The sequence below is a fragment of the Photobacterium sp. TLY01 genome (assembly GCF_021432065.1).
Taxonomy (GTDB): domain Bacteria; phylum Pseudomonadota; class Gammaproteobacteria; order Enterobacterales; family Vibrionaceae; genus Photobacterium; species Photobacterium halotolerans_A.
This window is the reverse complement of record NZ_CP090364.1, coordinates 2,657,952-2,675,842: the sequence shown is the minus strand read 5'-3', so window position 1 is coordinate 2,675,842 and position 17,891 is coordinate 2,657,952. Positions and strand designations below refer to the sequence as shown.

Below are 17,891 nucleotides of genomic sequence, written 5' to 3'. Positions count from 1 at the left end.
GGGAGGAGCAGCATGTCAGAGGTTTCAATTAAGGCACTTGCCGAAGAAATCGGTACCCCGATTGATCGTTTGCTTCAACAGTTTGCCGATGCTGGTATCAGCAAAAAAGCTGAAGACAGTGTCAATCAACAGGAAAAAGAGTCCCTGTTGAGCCACCTGAAAAAAGAACACGGTGGCCACACTGACGAAGCACCGACCCGCCTGACTCTGCAACGCAAGACCCGAAGCACGCTGAGTGTGTCTGGTACTGGCGGTAAGAGCAAAAACATTCAAGTAGAGGTGCGTAAAAAGCGCACCTATGTCAAGCGCTCAGCCCTAGAGGAAGAGCAACGTGCTGAAGAAGCGCGGAAGGCAGAAGAAGAGGCTAAGCGTGCTGCAGAAGAAGCAGCAAAACGTGAAGCAGAAGCGCAAGCAAAACGCGAAGCGGAAGAAAAAGCCAAGCGTGAAGCGGAAGAAAAGCGCTTAGCAGAAGAGAAAGCCCAGCAGTCAGAGAAGCAAGCGAAACGTGATGCCGTGGATGACAGTTCACGCCAAGCGGAAGAGAAAGCGAAACGTGCTGCTGAGCAACAGGCTAAAAAAGAAGCTGAAGAACTGCAACGCCGCCGGGAAGAGGAAGCCAAGCGTAAAGCCGAGGAAGAAAGTCAGCGTCAGCTAGAAGAGGCACGCAAAATGGCAGAAATCAATGAAAAGAACTGGTCGAAAAAGGACCAGGAAACAGGTGCTATGGAACAATCAGACTACCACACGACCACCTCCACCTATGCCCGTGCGGCGGAAGATGAGCAAGATCGCCGCGAGGAAGAATCTCGCCGTCGAGCGAAGAAGAAAAAGGCGCCAAGCGGCCCTAAAAGTGATGACCGCGAGCAGCGTGAGCGTCCAATGCCTCAACGTGGCGGCCGTAACCAGCGTGGTCGTGGCAAGCAGCAGATGAGCAAGCCTTCATCAATGCGTCACGGTTTTGATAAGACAGCCACAGTTGCGAAAGCAGATGTTGTGATCGGTGAAACCATTGTGGTTTCTGAGCTGGCCAACAAAATGGCAGTGAAAGCGGCTGAAGTCATCAAAGTGATGATGAAAATGGGCGCAATGGCGACCATTAACCAGGTGATTGATCAGGAAACCGCTCAGCTGGTTGCTGAAGAAATGGGTCACAAGGTTATTCTGCGCAAAGAGAACGAGCTGGAAGAAGCGGTACTGTCTGATCGCGATGAGAATCTGGCTTCTGTCCCTCGTGCGCCAGTGGTGACCATCATGGGTCACGTTGACCATGGTAAAACTTCCACACTGGATTACATCCGTAAAGCACACGTTGCAGCCGGCGAAGCTGGTGGTATTACCCAGCACATCGGTGCATACCACGTTGAAACCGACAACGGAATGATCACCTTCCTGGATACACCAGGACACGCCGCGTTTACCGCCATGCGTGCTCGTGGTGCTCAGGCGACAGATATCGTTGTTCTGGTTGTTGCAGCAGACGATGGTGTGATGCCACAGACAATCGAAGCAATCCAGCACGCGAAAGCGGCGGGTGTACCGCTGATCGTTGCTGTGAACAAGATCGATAAAGAAGATGCGAACCCAGACAACGTGAAGAACGAGCTGGCTCAGTACGATGTAATGCCGGAAGAGTGGGGCGGTGAGAACATGTTTGTTCACATCTCTGCGAAACAAGGCACCAACATTGACGGTCTGCTGGAAGCGATTCTGCTGCAAGCGGAAGTCCTGGAGTTGAAAGCCGTTTCTGAAGGCATGGCGAAAGGTGTGGTGGTTGAATCCCGTCTGGATAAAGGCCGTGGTCCGGTTGCGACTGTGCTGGTTCAGGAAGGTACGCTGCGCAAAGGTGATATCGTCCTGTGTGGCCTGGAATATGGTCGTGTTCGTGCGATGCGTGACGAACTGGGTCGTGAAATTGAAGAAGCCGGCCCGTCTATCCCGGTTGAGATTCTGGGTCTGTCCGGTGTACCGTCTTCGGGTGACGAAGCGACAGTGGTGCGCGATGAGCGTAAAGCGCGTGAAGTGGCACTCTACCGTCAAGGGAAGTTCCGCGATGTGAAACTGGCGCGTCAGCAAAAAGCCAAGCTGGAGAACATGTTCTCGAACATGACTGCCGGTGAAGTTGCTGAACTGAACGTGGTCCTGAAAGCTGATGTACAGGGTTCAGTGGAAGCGATTGCTGATTCACTGCGTAAGCTGTCAACGGAAGAAGTGAAAGTGAACATCGTTGGCTCCGGCGTGGGTGGTATCACTGAAACGGATGCCGTACTGGCTGCTGCGTCTAACGCGATTCTGCTGGGCTTTAACGTCCGTGCCGATGCATCTGCCCGTAAGACCATCGAAGCTGAGAACCTGGATCTGCGCTACTATTCCATCATCTATCAGCTGATTGATGAAGTGAAAGCAGCGATGGGTGGCATGCTGTCGCCTGAGTTCAAGCAGGAAATCATCGGTCTGGCTGAAGTGCGTGATGTGTTCAAATCACCGAAACTGGGTGCGATTGCCGGCTGTATGGTGACCGAAGGTACCATCAAGCGTAGCAACCCAATTCGTGTCCTGCGTGATAACATTGTTATTTACGAAGGTGAACTGGAATCACTGCGTCGCTTTAAAGATGACGTACAAGAAGTGAAGAACGGTTACGAGTGTGGTATCGGCGTGAAGAACTATAATGATGTTCGCGTTGGTGACCAGATTGAAGTTTACGAAATCGTTGAAATTCAGCGTACGCTGGATTAATCAGGTTGCTCGCTGACCTGGCATGAACACTGGGGAGCTTCGGCTCCCCTTTGTGTCGAGGTCAGCGGCCGACTTTTAGAGAGAGAATCAAATGGCGAAAGAATTCAGCCGCACACAACGTGTTGCTCAGCAGCTGCAAAAAGAGCTGGCAGTGATTCTGCAACGCGAAATTAAAGATCCCCGTATTGGCATGGCGACAATTTCCAGCGTGGAAGTCTCCCGTGACATGGGTTACGCCAAAGTGTATGTCACCTTCCTGACGATCGGCGAACAAACACCGGAAGACAGCCTGGAAGCGTTGCGTGAGATGGCACCTTACATTCGTTCACTGCTGGGTAAACAAATCCGTCTGCGCGTGACACCTGAGTTAAACTTTATTTTTGACCAGTCACTGACTGAAGGCATGCGCATCTCCAACCTGGTCAGCAAGGTGGTTCGTGATGATGAAGCACGCCGCGTTGACGACCCGAAGGATGAAGGTGAGGATAACTGATGGCGCGTCGTCGTAAAGGGCGTCCGGTAGACGGTGTTCTGCTGCTGGATAAGCCGGGCGGCATCACATCCAATGATGCCCTGCAAAAAGTAAAACGTATCTTTTTTGCCGAAAAAGCAGGCCACACCGGCGCTTTGGATCCGCTTGCGACGGGGATGCTGCCAATCTGCCTGGGAGAAGCGACCAAGTTTTCCCAGTTCCTGCTGGACTCGGATAAGCGCTACCGGGTGATCGCCAAGCTGGGCGAGCGGACCAACACCTCTGACTCAGACGGTGAAGTGGTTGAAACCCGCGAAGTGAAGGTCGACCGGGGCCTGCTGGAGCGCTGCATTGCCAAGTTCCGCGGAACAACCAAGCAAATCCCGTCCATGTTCTCGGCGCTGAAATATCAGGGACGTCCGCTGTACGAATATGCCCGCGAAGGCAAAGAAGTTCCTCGTGAGGCCCGTGATATCACAGTGTATGAAATCTCACTGCTGCGTTTTAGCGACAACGAAGTTGAGATGGAAGTCCATTGCTCGAAAGGCACTTATATTCGCACGATTGTCGATGATCTGGGCGAGATGCTGGGCTGCGGCGCACATGTCACTTATCTGCGCCGTATTGGCGTGTCCAAGTACCCGCTGGACAAAATGGTCACACTGGAACAGCTTGAAGCGTTGCTGGAGCAGGCCAGAGAGCAGGATATTCAGCCGAAAGAGCTGCTGGATCCGCTGCTGTTGCCGACCGACTCAGCGGTACAGGATTTGCCGGAAGTGAATTTATTGCCGGGTGTCGCCAGCTATGTACTGAACGGTCAGCCTGTTCAGGCCGGTCGTGTGCCAGATGCAGGCACCCTGGTTCGGCTGACAGCTGGCGAGCGGCGTGACTTCATCGGTGTGGGTGAAATCAATGCCGAAAATATGGTGGCACCGAAACGCGTTCTGGCCAATCGGGACAAAGCTGACCAAGAGAATTAAGCCGCGGAGCGGCCTGTGCGGTGAACTAGATTCCGCTTGCGGCCTTCCGGACAGGTGCGTATAATTCGCGGTTCGGGTGCCGGCTGAATCAGAGATTGGCTGGCACAAACTTTACTATTTTGTATTAGGAATGAGTTATGTCTCTGAATGCAGAAACGAAAGCAACTATCGTTGCTGAATACGCGCAAGGCGCAAACGACACGGGTTCACCTGAAGTTCAGGTTGCACTGCTGACTGCACAGATCAACCACCTGCAAGGTCACTTTGCAGAGCACAAAGGCGATCACCACAGCCGTCGTGGTCTGCTGCGCATGGTTTCTCGCCGTCGTAAGCTGCTGGACTACCTGAAAGGCAAAGATCTGGGTCGTTACCAGTCTCTGATCGAGCGTCTGGGTCTGCGTCGCTAAGATTGCTGGAAGAAAGGAGCCGATTGGCTCCTTTCTTTTTTGCATTTGCCGGTCAGGGATGTCAATCTCTGCCCGGCAAGTTGTTTTCAACGGTACTGAAACGCGTTCACGAGTCGTTTTCGTCGACCTAGAGGTCGCGGCTATTGCCAGAGGCTGCTCAAATCGGCTTTTGCCATTAGTCGCGATGCGTGAAATGTGCTTAAAGTACCCCACTTCACATGACGCTTTTTGCTGTGTCGGATATACTTACAGACGCAAATAGAAAAGCAGATCAATATTTTAAGGAAATTCACGTGAATCCTATCGTTAAAACCTTCCAGTACGGTAACCATACCGTCACACTGGAAACCGGTGTGATGGCGCGTCAGGCTACTGCGGCTGTAATGGCCAGCATGGATGACACTTCTGTCTTCGTTTCTGTTGTGGGCAAGAAAGAAGCGGTTGAAGGCCAGGACTTTTTCCCGCTGACTGTGAACTACCAGGAGCGTACCTACGCTGCCGGTAAAATCCCGGGTGGTTTCTTCAAACGTGAAGGCCGTCCTTCTGAAAGCGAAACCCTGACGGCCCGTCTGGTTGACCGTCCAATCCGTCCGCTGTTCCCTGATGCGTTCAAAAACGAAGTACAGGTGATTGCGACTGTGGTTTCTGTGAACCCGGATGTCAGCCCAGATATCGTGACCATGATTGGTACCTCTGCGGCACTGGCGATCTCAGGTATTCCATTCAACGGCCCGATTGGTGCAGCGCGTGTGGGTTACATCAATGACCAACTGGTCCTGAACCCAAGCAACAAAGAACTGGCCGAAAGCCGTCTGGATCTGGTGGTTGCCGGTACTGAATCTGCAGTGCTGATGGTTGAGTCTGAAGCTGACCGTCTGACAGAAGAGCAAATGCTGCAAGCGGTTGTTTTTGGTCATGACCAGCAGCAAACCGTGATCAATGCGATCAAAGAATTCGCCGCTGAAGTCGCGACGCCAGCGTGGGATTGGGTTGCTCCGTCCGTAAACACAGATCTGAAAGCCCGCGTTGCTGCGAAAGCAGAAGCTCGCCTGACTGACGCTTACCAAATCACAGAAAAGATGGCACGTTACGAGAAAGTCGGCGCCATCAAAGCTGAGGTCATTGCTGAACTGCTGGCAGAAGATGAAGCACTGGATGAGCGTGAAATCCGCGACATGCTGGGCTCTCTGGAGAAGAACGTGGTTCGCAGCCGTATCATTGCCGGTAACCCGCGTATTGATGGCCGTGAAAAAGACATGGTTCGTGCTCTGGACGTCCGTACTGGCGTACTGCCACGTACACACGGTTCTTCTCTGTTCACCCGTGGTGAAACGCAGGCGCTGGTGACAGCGACCCTGGGTACCCAGCGTGATGCACAGATCCTGGACGAGCTGACCGGCGAGCGCAAAGAGCACTTCCTGCTGCACTACAACTTCCCTCCATACTGTGTGGGCGAAACAGGCTTTGTGGGTTCTCCGAAGCGTCGTGAAATCGGCCACGGTAAACTGGCCAAACGTGGTATCCAGGCGGTGATGCCAACGGTTGACGAGTTCCCATACACTGTTCGTGTCGTGTCTGAGATCACTGAGTCAAATGGTTCGTCTTCTATGGCGTCTGTGTGTGGTACCTCTCTGGCTCTGATGGATGCCGGCGTGCCAATCAAAGCCTCTGTCGCGGGTATCGCGATGGGTCTGGTGAAAGAAGGCGACGATTTCGTGGTTCTGTCTGACATTCTGGGCGATGAAGATCACCTGGGTGACATGGACTTTAAAGTTGCTGGTACTAACGACGGTATCACTGCCCTGCAGATGGATATCAAGATCGAAGGTATTACCAAAGAGATCATGCAGATTGCTCTGAACCAGGCGAAAGGCGCCCGTATTCACATCCTGGGTGTGATGGATCAGGCAATCAGCACTGCTCGGGATGACATTTCTCAGTTTGCACCACGTATTCACACCATGAAGATCAACCCAGAGAAGATCAAAGATGTGATTGGTAAAGGCGGTGCTGTGATTCGTCAGCTGACCGAAGAAACCGGTACAACGATTGAGATCGAAGACGACGGTACCGTGAAAATTGCAGCTACCGAAGGGACAGCTGCGAAAGAAGCGATTCGCCGTATCGAAGAAATCACCGCAGACGTTGAAGTTGGCCGCATCTATACTGGTAAAGTAGTGCGAATTGTTGATTTTGGTGCTTTTGTTTCTGTGATCGGTACAAAAGAAGGTCTGGTACACATTTCTCAAATCGCTCAGGAGCGTGTTGAGAAGGTTTCTGATTACCTGCAAATGGGTCAGGAAGTCCAGGTCAAAGTACTGGAAATCGACCGTCAGGGCCGCATCCGTCTGAGCATGAAGGAAGCACAACCTGAGCAGGCACCAGCCGCTGGTGAAGATGCTTAATCCATCTGGATAAGCCTATCTTCATGAAGTAATAAAAGTGGGGCTGTGATGGCCCCTTTTTTATACCAATGAACGATTAAAACCGAATCGCTACCTTTGGCTCATCAAGTGTTGATGAGCAGCAACGGGTTCACACGGGCAGGGGAGAATGGCATTGTTTGCAAAGAGGTGTAAGTACGTAGCCATTGCGATGGCCGTGATGTTGGCAGGGTGTTCGACAAGTACCTATTCCAGCTGGGAGCAGCCGTTGATTGCGGTCCCGCTGCAGCCAACCATACAGCAGCAAATCCAGTTAGCACGTATTGATCAGCTGTTGGGACGCAGTGATCTCAACGATGAAACCCGTTCGCAGATCTATTATGAGCGCGGGCTGCTTCATGATGGGATTGGCCTGCGTGATCTGGCCCGACTGGACTTTAACCAGTCGCTGTCTCTGTATCCCGCGCAGCCTGATATTTTTAATATTCTTGGGGTGTATTTTACGCAGAGCGCGCATTTTGACGCGGCCTATGAAGCGTTTGATTCCGCTTTGGAATTGGATATCAGCCATCCGTTTGCACAGCGAAACCGCGGGATTGCACTGTATTATGGCGGTCGGTTTGACTTAGCCAAACAAGATCTACTGGCACATTATCAGCAGGATCCTAATGATCCATATCGTGCTATCTGGCTGTATATGGTCGAACTGGAATCCGAACCAGACAAAGCAAAGCAGAATCTGCAGAACCGATTTGACCGGGCAGAGCGTGAAGACTGGGGCTGGAACATTGCCGGTATGCTGCTTGATGGTCAGTCTGAGCAACAGCTGCTTGACAGCATAGTGAAAGACAGTGAAACCAATGAACAGATGGCGGAGCGTTTGACCGAGAGTTACTTCTATATGGCCAAGCGTTATCAGCATAACAACCGGTACGCAGAAGCGGTGCAGCTGTATAAGCTGGCGCTGGCTGGCAATGTCTACGAGTTTGTTGAACACAGGTTCGCTTCTCTGGAACTCAATCGTTTATTGGCGAGTTTACAGGGTGAAGCGGATACCAGCGGCGACCTGGGTGATGAACTTTAAGCCGCTCTGTCGCTGAGTTAAGAAAATACTGACCAGCTGCAATCACTATAGTGTTAGAACGAGTGTTCTGCAGGTGGCGGTTATGTTTCAGCCTTATGTCGCTTTCACCTTGATTGCAATGCTGACGATCAGTACTGCTAAAGCCCAGCAGTTGGATTATGTTGATTCGGTATCGACACCCGGAGAAGGCCGCCTGGTGACCATCGATAGCTACTGGTTGCTGGCATTTAGCCATACCTACGATATTCGTTTGCCTGAGCATGTCAGCCAGGGAGACGATGTGATGATTGAGGTGAAGCAGGATGATCGCTGGCAGGCAGAACCTTTTACAGTCACAGCGATCAGTATTTTTCAGGACTTGTGCCGGTTACACCGCCAGCATCCCAGCCAGGATGGCCGTTTTCCGTCAGATGCGATCTATATTCAGCCTTGTCACAGCGAATAGCAGCGTCAAATATTGCCGAAAACTAACGAATCACAACGCCCCGCATTATTCGGGGCGTTGTTGATCTGGGACTGTCAGACCAGGCCGGTACTGAGATGGACCACTATCACAGTAAAGGCTGCCATCAGCGGAATCGCCATCGTGACCACGGCAATGTCTCCATAGCTTTGTCTGTGCGTCAGGCGGCAAACTGCCAGCAAGGTAATCACAGCACCACAGTGCGGTAGCGTATCTAAACCGCCCGCGGCCAGCAAGACCACGCGATGCAGTACTTCAGGGTTAATTCCGGTATTGAGAAAATCATTGCCCAGCAGGGCCAGCACCATGCCTGTTCCGCCTGATGATGAACCAATAATCCCGGCAAGACTGGTCGATGTGAGTGCAACTTTGAAGAGATCCGGGATATCAATGGCGGCGATACCTGCCTTGATGATCACGAAAGCAGACAGCGCGGTAATCACAGCCCCATAACCGACCTCAGAAGCCGTGTTGAAAATCGGTAGCAGAGAGCCGACCGAACCGTCAAATACATGTTTGTTGGTATCAAACAAATAGCGGCGATAGCTCACCAGCATGAAAACAATGGCGACAGCCAGCGCGATAATTACAGGCCAGGTGCCATTGATTCGGGTATCCAGTGTTTCATACTCGGCAATCACCGCGGGCGATTTGAAGTAAAAATTGGTCAGCGCAAAGTTGATGACAAAGACCAGCAGAATTGGTACCAGTGCCATGAAAACGCCTGGGGTTGCCGAGCTGTCGTCCAGATCTTTATCACTCTCATCATGGTCGCCGTAATTTTCACCTGCAGCCATGGCTTTCTGCGCCCGGTATTTGATCCACAGTATTCCTAGTACAAGCATCATCGTACCGGCCAGCAAACCCAGTGCCGGTGCAGCGTAAATCGTGGTGCCAAAGGGGATGGTTGGCATGGTGTTGAGATACTGCGGCGTGCCCGGCAGTGCCGTCATGGTAAAGGTGAAAGCCCCCAGAGTGATGGCCGCTGGCAGCAGGCGTTTCGGAATGCCAGCCGCGCGGAAAGTGGCCGCACCAATCGGATACATGGCAAAGACCACGACAAAGAGTGAAACACCGCCGTATGTCAGCAAAGCGGTCGCCAGTACCACTGACAAGATTGCGTGTTTGGTGCCTAGATGCTGAATGATAAAACGGGATAAAGCACGGGCGGCTCCGGAAGCACCCATCAGCTTGCCGAAGATGGCGCCAGCGATAAAAATCGGGAAGTAGAGCTTGATGTAATTCGCCGCAGCCGGCATGAAGACATTCGATAGCGCGTACAGAAAAGGGAAGTCGCTGGTCAGCAGTGCAGCGGCCATGGCTAAAATGGGGGCAAGGATCAGAACTGACACGCCTCGGTAGGCAAAGTACATCAAACCCACAAGCGTGAGCAGTATCACAGCAACATCCATATTTTCTCTCCGTTTGATGGTTATAGTTGTAACAGGTCGTTAACATCCTAGACGTCTGAGAAGCGATTGAAAACATCACTGGTCGGTCCAATTTTTATATTCACCGGTAAAGTGCGAGCGACATCATGCTATCTCACGGAGAAATAGCCTCATTTGTGTTAACTGATAACCCAGTTTTTTATTTATATCAACATCTTAGCGTGTGACTGTGCAGGGTTGCGGCCAGTTTCGAAAAACACAATTTCATCTGTAGCTATTAAAGCCAGGGGGTGGGATTCATACACTTCAGGCAATTGCACGGTAAAAGGAAGTTGCACATGGCAGTCACCCAACTTACGGCTGAAGAAGCGGCGGCATGGATTACTGACGGGCAGGCCGTCATGCTGGGGGGATTTATTGGTTCTGTGGTGCCAGAGTCGATCATCCGGGCTTTAGGTGATCGTTACGGCAATGATGCCTCTCCCCGTGATCTGACCTTGATCTTTGCGGCTGGGCAGGGGGACGGACAAGGACGCGCAGCGAATCATCTGGCCAGGCCCGGTATGGTCAAGCGGGTGATCGGCGGTCACTGGGGGCTGGTGCCTGATTTACAGAAACTGGCACTGAGCAATGAGATTGAGGCATACAATCTGCCCCAGGGCGTGATTTCACACCTTTTGCGTGATACGGCAGCCGGTAAACCAGGCACCATCACCACAACCGGGCTGGGTACCTTTGTCGATCCCCGACTGGAAGGCGGTAAAATTAATGCGATAACCCGTGAAGATTTAGTCTCTGTGCTGAATCTCAATGGCGAAGAATACCTGTTCTACCAGCGCTTGCCTGTGGATATGGCGATTTTGCGCGGCACAACGGCCGATGAAAATGGCAATATCACCATGGAAGATGAGTGTCTGGTGGTGGAAAATCTCGCTGCAGCCCAGGCCGCCCGCAATCAGGGCGGCAAAGTGGTGGTCCAGGTCAAGCGTGTGGTGCCGGCGGGCACACTCGATCCTCACAGCATTAAAATTCCGGGTATTTTTGTTGACGCGATTGTGCTTTGCCATGATGACGGGGAACACATGCAGACTTTTGCCACCCGTTTTAACCCTGATTTTGTCGGACGGGCCCGTGCAGGGACGCAACCGTCAGGCTGTACCGTGGGCGACAGCGGGCCGGATCAACTGGATGCCAAAACCATTATTGCCCGCCGTGCTGCGCAGGAGCTCACCCCCGGCGCTGTGCTGAATCTGGGCATTGGTGTGCCGGAACACATTGCCATTGTCGCAGGAAAACTGGGTATGCTTGGTCGTATGACACTCACCGTCGAACCCGGCGCTATCGGCGGTCTGCCTGCCAGCGGCCTGGATTTCGGTGCCAGCAGACATCCTCAGGCGATTATTACGCAGGATCAGATGTTCGATTTTTATGATGGCGGCGGGATCGATCAGGCCTTTCTCGGCTTGGCACAGTGCTCTGCCCGAGGGGATATCAATGTGTCCCGCTTCGGCGATAAATTGCCGGGCTGCGGCGGTTTTATCAACATCAGCCAGCATGCAAAATCACTGTTTTTCTGCGGTACATTTACCGCTGCCGGGTTAGAGGTTGCTGTCAGGAACGGTGAGTTGGCGATTCTGAAAGAAGGCCGGCAGAATAAGTTTGTCGAGACCGTGGAGCAAATTACCTTTTCTGCTGCACGGGCCGTCCAGACCCGGCAAACGGTGCGCTATATTACAGAACGTGCCGTGTTCCGGCTTGAGCCACAAGGTCTGGTCCTGGAAGAAATTGCCCCGGGTGTGGATCTGGAGCGGGATATTCTGGCGCATATGTCATTCACGCCTGTGATGGACCCCGGTCTGTCCCTGATGCCGGCAGAGATTTTCTCTCCCCGGTTTGGGCAGAAAAACACTTCAATTGCGGGATGTGGATGATAAGACTGTGAAGCAAGCTGTAAGACGAGCTGTCGGTATTAGTGAAGCCAGAATGGCGCAGGTATTATGGAAACTCATACATCCCAGTCTTGTCTGATCAAGATGCCGGAGAGCTCAACGTATAAGGAATCTGCTATGACTCAGTCACTGGTCGGGATTAATCCCCGCCAGCAACAGTTAGACAAAATCGTGTTTTTTTGTTCGGTGATTCAACACGGCTCTTTTCGCGAAGCGGCGGAAGTGTGGGGCATCTCAGCGGCGGCGGCCAGCCGGTGGGTCAAGGAGCTGGAAGGGTTGATGGCCGTTGAACTGATCAAGCGCAGTACCCGCCAGCTTGTGCCGACTGATGCAGGAGAGATGTTATATCGCCGTTTTTCTTCCCTGTTACCCGAAATTGATACCATCTGCGCTGAAGTGGGCAGTATGGCGGATGAACAACGGGGTATTATCAGTATCTCGTCGACACCACTGTACGCGAGCTATTATCTGCGTGAAATCATTGCGGAATACATGGAAATGCATCCGCAGGTGAACTTTCGTTTGTTCATTGAAGCCGGGGAAACGGATCCGTTACATGTGGATTTTATTATCCGGGCCAAAGCGACGAACCGGGAAACGGAAGAGAAAGACTCTTTACTGATCCGCCGGTTATTGCTCAGTGAGCCTTTATACGCCTGCGCGTCGCCTGCTTATCTGGCACGGTGCGGCAGACCTATGGAACCGGAAGATTTAAGGGCGCATCGCTGCCTGTATGCCAGCTCACTGGTTGGCGGCAATCGCTGGTATTTTCGTTTCAATGGCATGAACCGCGCTGTGGCGATCAGCGATGCGCTTGAATGCGATAACAGTGAGATACTGCGCGATATGGCAATCAGAGGGGCCGGTGTCGCCTATTTGCCACATTCTGTGATTAAGGATGCTCTGGCGTCTGGTGCATTAACTGTGCTTCTGACTGATTATGTGGCCAGCCAGTTTGATATCAATCTGTACTTTCGCCCCAGGCATCCGATGCCGGCTCGATGTCAGGCGTTTAAGGATTACCTGCTACGCAGGACAGAAGAGATTGTGGCCCAGCAGGCGTAATGACTGTGCGTCAGGCTTAATATCTGCCGCGGAAGTTTTTCATCAGGATAGTTTCCAGATCAGTCTTCGGCAGCGGGCGGAAAAAGTGAAAGCCCTGAATGTAATCGCAATTGAGATTGGAGAGCAGGGCGGCCTGTTGTTGTGTTTCCACACCTTCAGCGACGACACTCATATTCAGTGACTTCCCCAGATTGATAATGTTTTCGATCAGGGTCAACTGCTTGGGAACCGTTTCCAGATCCTTGATGAAGGCTCGGTCGATTTTAAGCTCGTCCAGCGGGAACCGGGCCAGATAGGATAAAGAAGAGTAACCGGTCCCAAAATCATCAATCGACAGGGCAAATCCCAGTTTTTTGATGGCGTTGAGCATTTGTATGGTGTGTTCGTTTTCTCCCAGCATGGCACTTTCAGTCAGCTCGAAAGTGATGTCATCCGGGTTGACACCGGTTGTTCGCTGCAAGTCGGAGACATACTGAATCAGGTTGGGATTACCAAATTGCTGCGGCGACAGGTTGATGGCCACTCTGCCCTGAAGCATCCCCTGCTTTTTCCAGAATTTGACCGTCGTGAAGACTTCTTTCATCACCACCTGCCCCAGTTGCTCGATCAGGCCGGAACGTTCTGCAACCGGAATAAACTGCGCCGGACTGATGTAACCTTCAATCGGGTGTTTCCAGCGCACCAGGGCTTCAGCGCCGTGAATCGAGAAATCCCGGGCACTGACTTTGGGCTGATACCAAACCTCCAGCCCTTTATTCTGTAACGCTTTCTGCAGTTCAATTTCCAGCCACAAGCGCATTCTGGCTTCTTTGTTCATGGTTTCGTCAAAGGTGACCAGACGGTTGCGCCCGCGATTTTTAGCTTCATACATCGCGGTATCGGCATGCTGCAACAGCAAGCGCGCATCACTGCCATTACCGGGGTAGTTGACCATCCCGATCGAACAGGCCAGATGTTTGCTAAAGTGCATCAGGTCAAACGGCTGATTCACCAGGGCAATAATTTTCCTGGAGACCTGCTCACCAATTTCAGCATGGATGGGGTCCGGCAGCAGAATGCCGAATTCATCCCCGCCCAGATGACCGATCACGGCATTTTCCGGCAGCAGCTGCCGAAGGCGCTGAGAAATTTCCTGCAGCACCCGGTCGCCAATGTGATGACCCAGCGAATCGTTGATGTTTTTGAAATTATCGATGTCCAGATACAGCATGACTAATGGCGTTTGCCGGTTGATCATTTGCTCCAGACGACGGCTGAAACCATGGCGGTTATACAAACCTGTGAGTGGATCGGTATGTATCAGCTGCTCCACCTGTTCAGGCTGGACTTGTGCTGTCTGTGGTTGCCTCAGGACAACCAGGCTGGCGGGGGAGCCAACCACCTGAGTATCTTTCAGGGTCAGCGTCAGTACATTTTCAACCGGACACAGCTGACTGGTTAGGCAGTGGTAAGCTTTGCCGTTGCTCAGCCCGGCCAGTTGTTCGCCAAAAGGACGGTTATTTCTGCTGTCGATTAACAACTGCCCTAAATCCTGGCCTGTCATGTCATCCGGCGAGGCAAATCCCAGCAGATGAGCAGCGATCGGATTGGCAGACAGCACCAGGTTTCTTTCGATCAGCAAGCAGCCATCGGACATCAGTTGGCTGAGCTGATTGAAGTGGTCTTCTCGTTCAGCGATGGCGTTGGCCAGGTGCAAGCGTTCAGAGGTGTCAATGGCATGCAGAGCCAGGCCGGTAATCTGGCCTGTCTCATCGCGCAGTGGTGACACACAGAAATGCAGGCAGGTGTGATGTCTGTGTTCGTTGAGAATCACATCCCCTTCCGCGAACTCCCCGTTCAGGGCGCGTTCGTAGTAGGGCTGCAGGGTGTGATAAAAGGTCTCACCGAGTATGTCGCTGTCACGGCGACCCACCAGTTCTTCCCGGCTAAGGCCGCTGAGCTGGCAGTAGTGCTGATTGACCGCGACATAGTGGTGTTGCTTGTCCAGAATGGCGAACAGGAATGGGCTATTGCCTGTCAGTTGAAAAAACCAATTGTTGATGAATTCAGTCGGCATGGCGAAATTGTCTGTTACTGCTGACATCGCTCGGATGTCCCTTTCTGGGTAAGTCGTACCCGTAATATAACGTCAGAAAATGTCGGATTGTCAAAAATTCCTATTTTCATGAGAAAATTTTGATTTGAAATGTAAAAAAATGGATTTGTTGATACAAGTTACAAAAAACAAACCGGTGGCATGGTGGTCGATGTGTCTCACATCATGTTTGAAAATCAGATTGTTTCAGCGGTTCGTTTTTTACTTTAATCCATAAAAAGAGAAAAATATCAGGTTATTGCCAGTCCTTGTGGCTTTTCATTGCCCTGTCAGTGACACAAATACAAATCGCGGATTGATTGACGGATGTAATTCCGGTCGGAGCCGTGGCTGCAGAGCATCTATCATTGTTATGAATCTGTGCTTATATCCAGTTTCTGGGGCCGAACTGCAGCGGGCGAGAAAGAGGTTGTTATCCCGGTAGCCTGGCCGCAAAATAGGGCCGGATAAATAGGGCGGATAACCGCACCATCCAATGACGGTCTGATGACTGTCTTTTCGAGGATAACTATGCTGATTCGAACTGAAGTGCCGGCGGACATTTTGACGATCGATGCTTTGCTGCGTCACTCCTTTGATACAGAAGCGGAAGCGGATCTGGTCATGACCCTGCGTGAAAATGGCCATATGACCTTATCGCTGGTGGCATGCAATGAGGCAGGTGAGGTGGTCGGCCATATCTTTTTCAGCCCGGTGACCGTCGGCGGCCAGGACTTAGGCTGGCAGGGGCTGGCGCCACTTGTCGTCAAAGCGGAATATCGCGGGCAAGGGATCGGCCAGACGCTGATGCGAGAAGGTGCCGAAATACTGGCAGAGCTGGGTTATCCTGTGGTGGTGGTTTTGGGTGACCACAGTTATTACCGTAAAGCTGGCTATGTGACGGCAGCGGAACACGGTCTGCGTTGCAGCTGGGCGGTGCCGGAAGAGGCTTTTATGGTTCAGGAATTACTGCCACCTGCCCTGAGCGGTCATCAAGGGCTGGTAGAATACAGCGCCCCGTTTTCAGTGCTCCCGGCCTGACAGAACATGAAATGCGGTAAATACGTGATGCAACAAAGAGACATGCAGCTATTGCAGGAAATGGGACTGACCCACTGGCAAATCAGAAAACCAGAGTGTTTTCCTGCTTGGGCTCAGTCTGTGATTGATTTGCCCGATAGCTGCCAGTTGCTGCTGGTAACTCCAGACGAGATGGATGAACACGATGCCTGGCTGTTCGGCAATATTCTGCGCAGCATGAAGCTCAGTCCGGAGCAGGCATTAACGCTGCCGCCCCACGCTTTGTCTGAACTGGGCGAACATCATCTGACCTGGTGCTGGTTTGCCGGTTGTCAGGGCGTTGAACCCTCTGATTGCCAGATTCTGCACTCGGCCTCGCTGCGGCAGATGCATGATCATCCCGCCAGCAAGAAAGTATTGTGGCAGCAAATCTGTGCCTTCAATGATTGAATTCCTGCCGATGACAGAAGCGCAGCTGGATGCGGTGTGGACGATTGAGCAGCGTGCGCACCCGTTTCCCTGGACAGAAAGCCAGATCAGGGAAACGCCGTCCCGGATTGCCCTGAACCTGGTGATGTTGGTTGACGGTAAGGTCGCGGGCTACTGTTTTGGCCAGTCCGTGGCCGGTGAAGTAAGCCTGTTGAATATTGCTGTTGATCCTGTGTGGCAGGGACAGGGACTAGGGCGTCAGTTACTGGCGGCGTTTGTCTCGGCCGCCCGAGCGGCCGGCGGGCAGGAGATCTGGCTGGAAGTGCGGGCCGGCAACATCAGGGCCAGCCAGTTATATCTGGCCCATGGTTTTGAGCTGGTCAGTCGCCGGCCGGATTATTACCGTGCCGACAGCACGGTGAGTACTCACTGCCGCGAAGATGCGCTGATCATGAAAGCCCAACTCTGAGGCTACAGGCTTGCCGGTGCTTGGTGTTCAGACAGAGAGTCCGCCAGGCTGATAAACGCACTGAGGTAATCGATGTCCAAATCCGTTTCCCTGACCCCCAGATGAATGTGCTTGTGAATGCCGTTTTCCCCCAGCCGAACAGCGACAACCGGCATTTTCTCTTCATATTCTTTGGCCAGCCATTTGGGTAATGCTGCCACGCCCCGTCCGGCCGCCACCATCTGCAGCATAATATCCGTCGTTTCAATCAGCTTATGCTTACGCGGGCTGCACTTGGCCGGTGTCAGAAACTGGTTGTACACATCCAGTCGGCTTTGCTCGACCGGGTAGGTGATCAGGGTTTTATCCAGCAACATCTCAGGCGCAATATATTCAGCTTGTGCCAGAGGGCTGTTCGCATCTACCACCAGCACCTGTTCATAATCAAACACTGGAATATAGCGGATCCCAGGCCGCAGCAACGGATCCGGCGTGACCAGCACATCGATTTCATACCCGAACAGCGCACCTAAACCGCCAAACTGGAACTTCTGTTTCACGTCGACATCAACATCCGGCCAGGCTTTGAGATAAGGATTCACGACTTTGAGCAGCCACTGATAGCAGGGGTGGCATTCCATGCCAATTCGCAGCGTGCCGCGCTGGCCTTTGGAAAACTGTTGCATCTGTGCTTCCGCATGCTCAAATTGCGGCAGCACCCGTTCCGCCAGCCGCAGCAGATAATCCCCTGCCTGAGTAAAGTGCAGGTTTCGGCCAGATTTGGTCCAGACGGGGGTCCCCATCTGCTGTTCCAGTTTTTTCATGCTGTGGCTCAGTGCTGACTGGCTTAAATACAGTGCCTCTGCTGCTGCTGTCAGCGAGCCGAGCCTGTGTACTTCGCGCAAAATCGCCAGATGGCTTCTCTCGATCATTCTGATCCTTAACTCATGATTAGAATTCATTGATTAATGAAATAATGCCATTTTTAT

At 52.4% G+C, this 17,891-nt stretch carries 15 protein-coding genes; 12 read left to right on the top strand and 3 right to left on the bottom strand.

The window, feature by feature from the left end; genetic code table 11:
• The first annotated feature begins 12 nt into the window (after positions 1–12).
• The 7 genes from infB (at position 13) to LN341_RS12455 (ending at position 8,508) form a co-directional block, all read left to right on the top strand.
• Entirely contained in the window at positions 13–2,736 is a 2,724-nt protein-coding gene (gene infB, locus LN341_RS12485) for a translation initiation factor IF-2 (protein WP_046218979.1), read from the top strand.
• A gap of 91 nt (positions 2,737–2,827) precedes the next feature.
• The gene (gene rbfA, locus LN341_RS12480) at positions 2,828–3,229 is read left to right on the top strand and encodes a 30S ribosome-binding factor RbfA (protein WP_046218978.1); all 402 of its coding nucleotides are present in this window, start codon (positions 2,828–2,830) and stop codon (positions 3,227–3,229) included.
• Positions 3,229–4,188, top strand: a complete 960-nt coding sequence (truB, locus tag LN341_RS12475) for a tRNA pseudouridine(55) synthase TruB (protein WP_046218977.1) — start codon at positions 3,229–3,231, stop codon at positions 4,186–4,188. The genes rbfA and truB overlap by 1 nt, the downstream gene beginning before the upstream one ends.
• Before the next feature lie 137 nt (positions 4,189–4,325).
• Positions 4,326–4,595, top strand: coding sequence for a 30S ribosomal protein S15 (gene rpsO, locus LN341_RS12470; RefSeq protein ID WP_027253065.1), 270 nt, complete (start codon positions 4,326–4,328; stop codon positions 4,593–4,595).
• Positions 4,596–4,888: 293 nt separating this feature from the next.
• The gene (gene pnp, locus LN341_RS12465) at positions 4,889–7,000 is read left to right on the top strand and encodes a polyribonucleotide nucleotidyltransferase (protein WP_234203465.1); all 2,112 of its coding nucleotides are present in this window, start codon (positions 4,889–4,891) and stop codon (positions 6,998–7,000) included.
• Between the two features lie 148 nt (positions 7,001–7,148).
• Positions 7,149–8,063: a lipoprotein NlpI gene (nlpI, locus tag LN341_RS12460; RefSeq protein WP_234203464.1), complete on the top strand. Its 915-nt coding sequence runs from the start codon at positions 7,149–7,151 to the stop codon at positions 8,061–8,063.
• Positions 8,064–8,145: 82 nt separating this feature from the next.
• Positions 8,146–8,508: a hypothetical protein gene (locus LN341_RS12455; RefSeq protein WP_046218974.1), complete on the top strand. Its 363-nt coding sequence runs from the start codon at positions 8,146–8,148 to the stop codon at positions 8,506–8,508.
• Between the two features lie 74 nt (positions 8,509–8,582).
• Here the strand turns inward: LN341_RS12455 and LN341_RS12450 are convergent, their stop codons facing one another.
• Positions 8,583–9,938 carry a GntP family permease gene (locus LN341_RS12450; protein WP_234203463.1) on the bottom strand — a complete coding sequence of 452 codons (1,356 nt, stop codon included), beginning with the start codon at positions 9,936–9,938 and terminating at the stop codon, positions 8,583–8,585.
• 317 nt (positions 9,939–10,255) lie between these two features.
• On the opposite strand from LN341_RS12450, the gene LN341_RS12445 reads away from it, so the two are divergent.
• Together LN341_RS12445 and LN341_RS12440 are read left to right on the top strand one after the other, a co-directional pair.
• Complete coding sequence (locus LN341_RS12445) at positions 10,256–11,848, top strand: acyl CoA:acetate/3-ketoacid CoA transferase (protein ID WP_046218972.1); 1,593 nt, start codon at positions 10,256–10,258, stop codon at positions 11,846–11,848.
• A 135-nt stretch (positions 11,849–11,983) separates the two neighbouring features.
• Positions 11,984–12,931 carry a LysR family transcriptional regulator gene (locus LN341_RS12440; RefSeq protein ID WP_046218971.1) on the top strand — a complete coding sequence of 316 codons (948 nt, stop codon included), beginning with the start codon at positions 11,984–11,986 and terminating at the stop codon, positions 12,929–12,931.
• A gap of 16 nt (positions 12,932–12,947) precedes the next feature.
• Here LN341_RS12440 and LN341_RS12435 read toward each other — a convergent pair whose 3' ends face one another.
• Positions 12,948–14,987 carry a bifunctional diguanylate cyclase/phosphodiesterase gene (locus LN341_RS12435; RefSeq protein ID WP_234205041.1) on the bottom strand — a complete coding sequence of 680 codons (2,040 nt, stop codon included), beginning with the start codon at positions 14,985–14,987 and terminating at the stop codon, positions 12,948–12,950.
• A 549-nt stretch (positions 14,988–15,536) separates the two neighbouring features.
• On the opposite strand from LN341_RS12435, the gene LN341_RS12430 reads away from it, so the two are divergent.
• The 3 genes from LN341_RS12430 to rimI are packed head-to-tail and all read left to right on the top strand — an operon-like array spanning position 15,537 to position 16,923.
• Entirely contained in the window at positions 15,537–16,046 is a 510-nt protein-coding gene (locus LN341_RS12430; protein ID WP_234203462.1) for a GNAT family N-acetyltransferase, read from the top strand.
• Positions 16,047–16,073: 27 nt separating this feature from the next.
• On the top strand, positions 16,074–16,475 hold the full coding sequence (locus LN341_RS12425; RefSeq protein WP_234203461.1) for a DNA polymerase III subunit psi: 402 nt from the start codon (positions 16,074–16,076) through the stop codon (positions 16,473–16,475).
• Entirely contained in the window at positions 16,468–16,923 is a 456-nt protein-coding gene (gene rimI / locus LN341_RS12420) for a ribosomal protein S18-alanine N-acetyltransferase (protein ID WP_234205039.1), read from the top strand. Before LN341_RS12425 ends, rimI begins: the two co-directional genes overlap by 8 nt.
• Positions 16,924–16,925: 2 nt before the next feature.
• Here the strand turns inward: rimI and LN341_RS12415 are convergent, their stop codons facing one another.
• Positions 16,926–17,834 (bottom strand): LysR family transcriptional regulator, encoded by a 909-nt coding sequence (locus tag LN341_RS12415; protein WP_046218968.1) that lies wholly within the window; start codon positions 17,832–17,834, stop codon positions 16,926–16,928.
• Positions 17,835–17,891 lie beyond the last annotated feature (57 nt).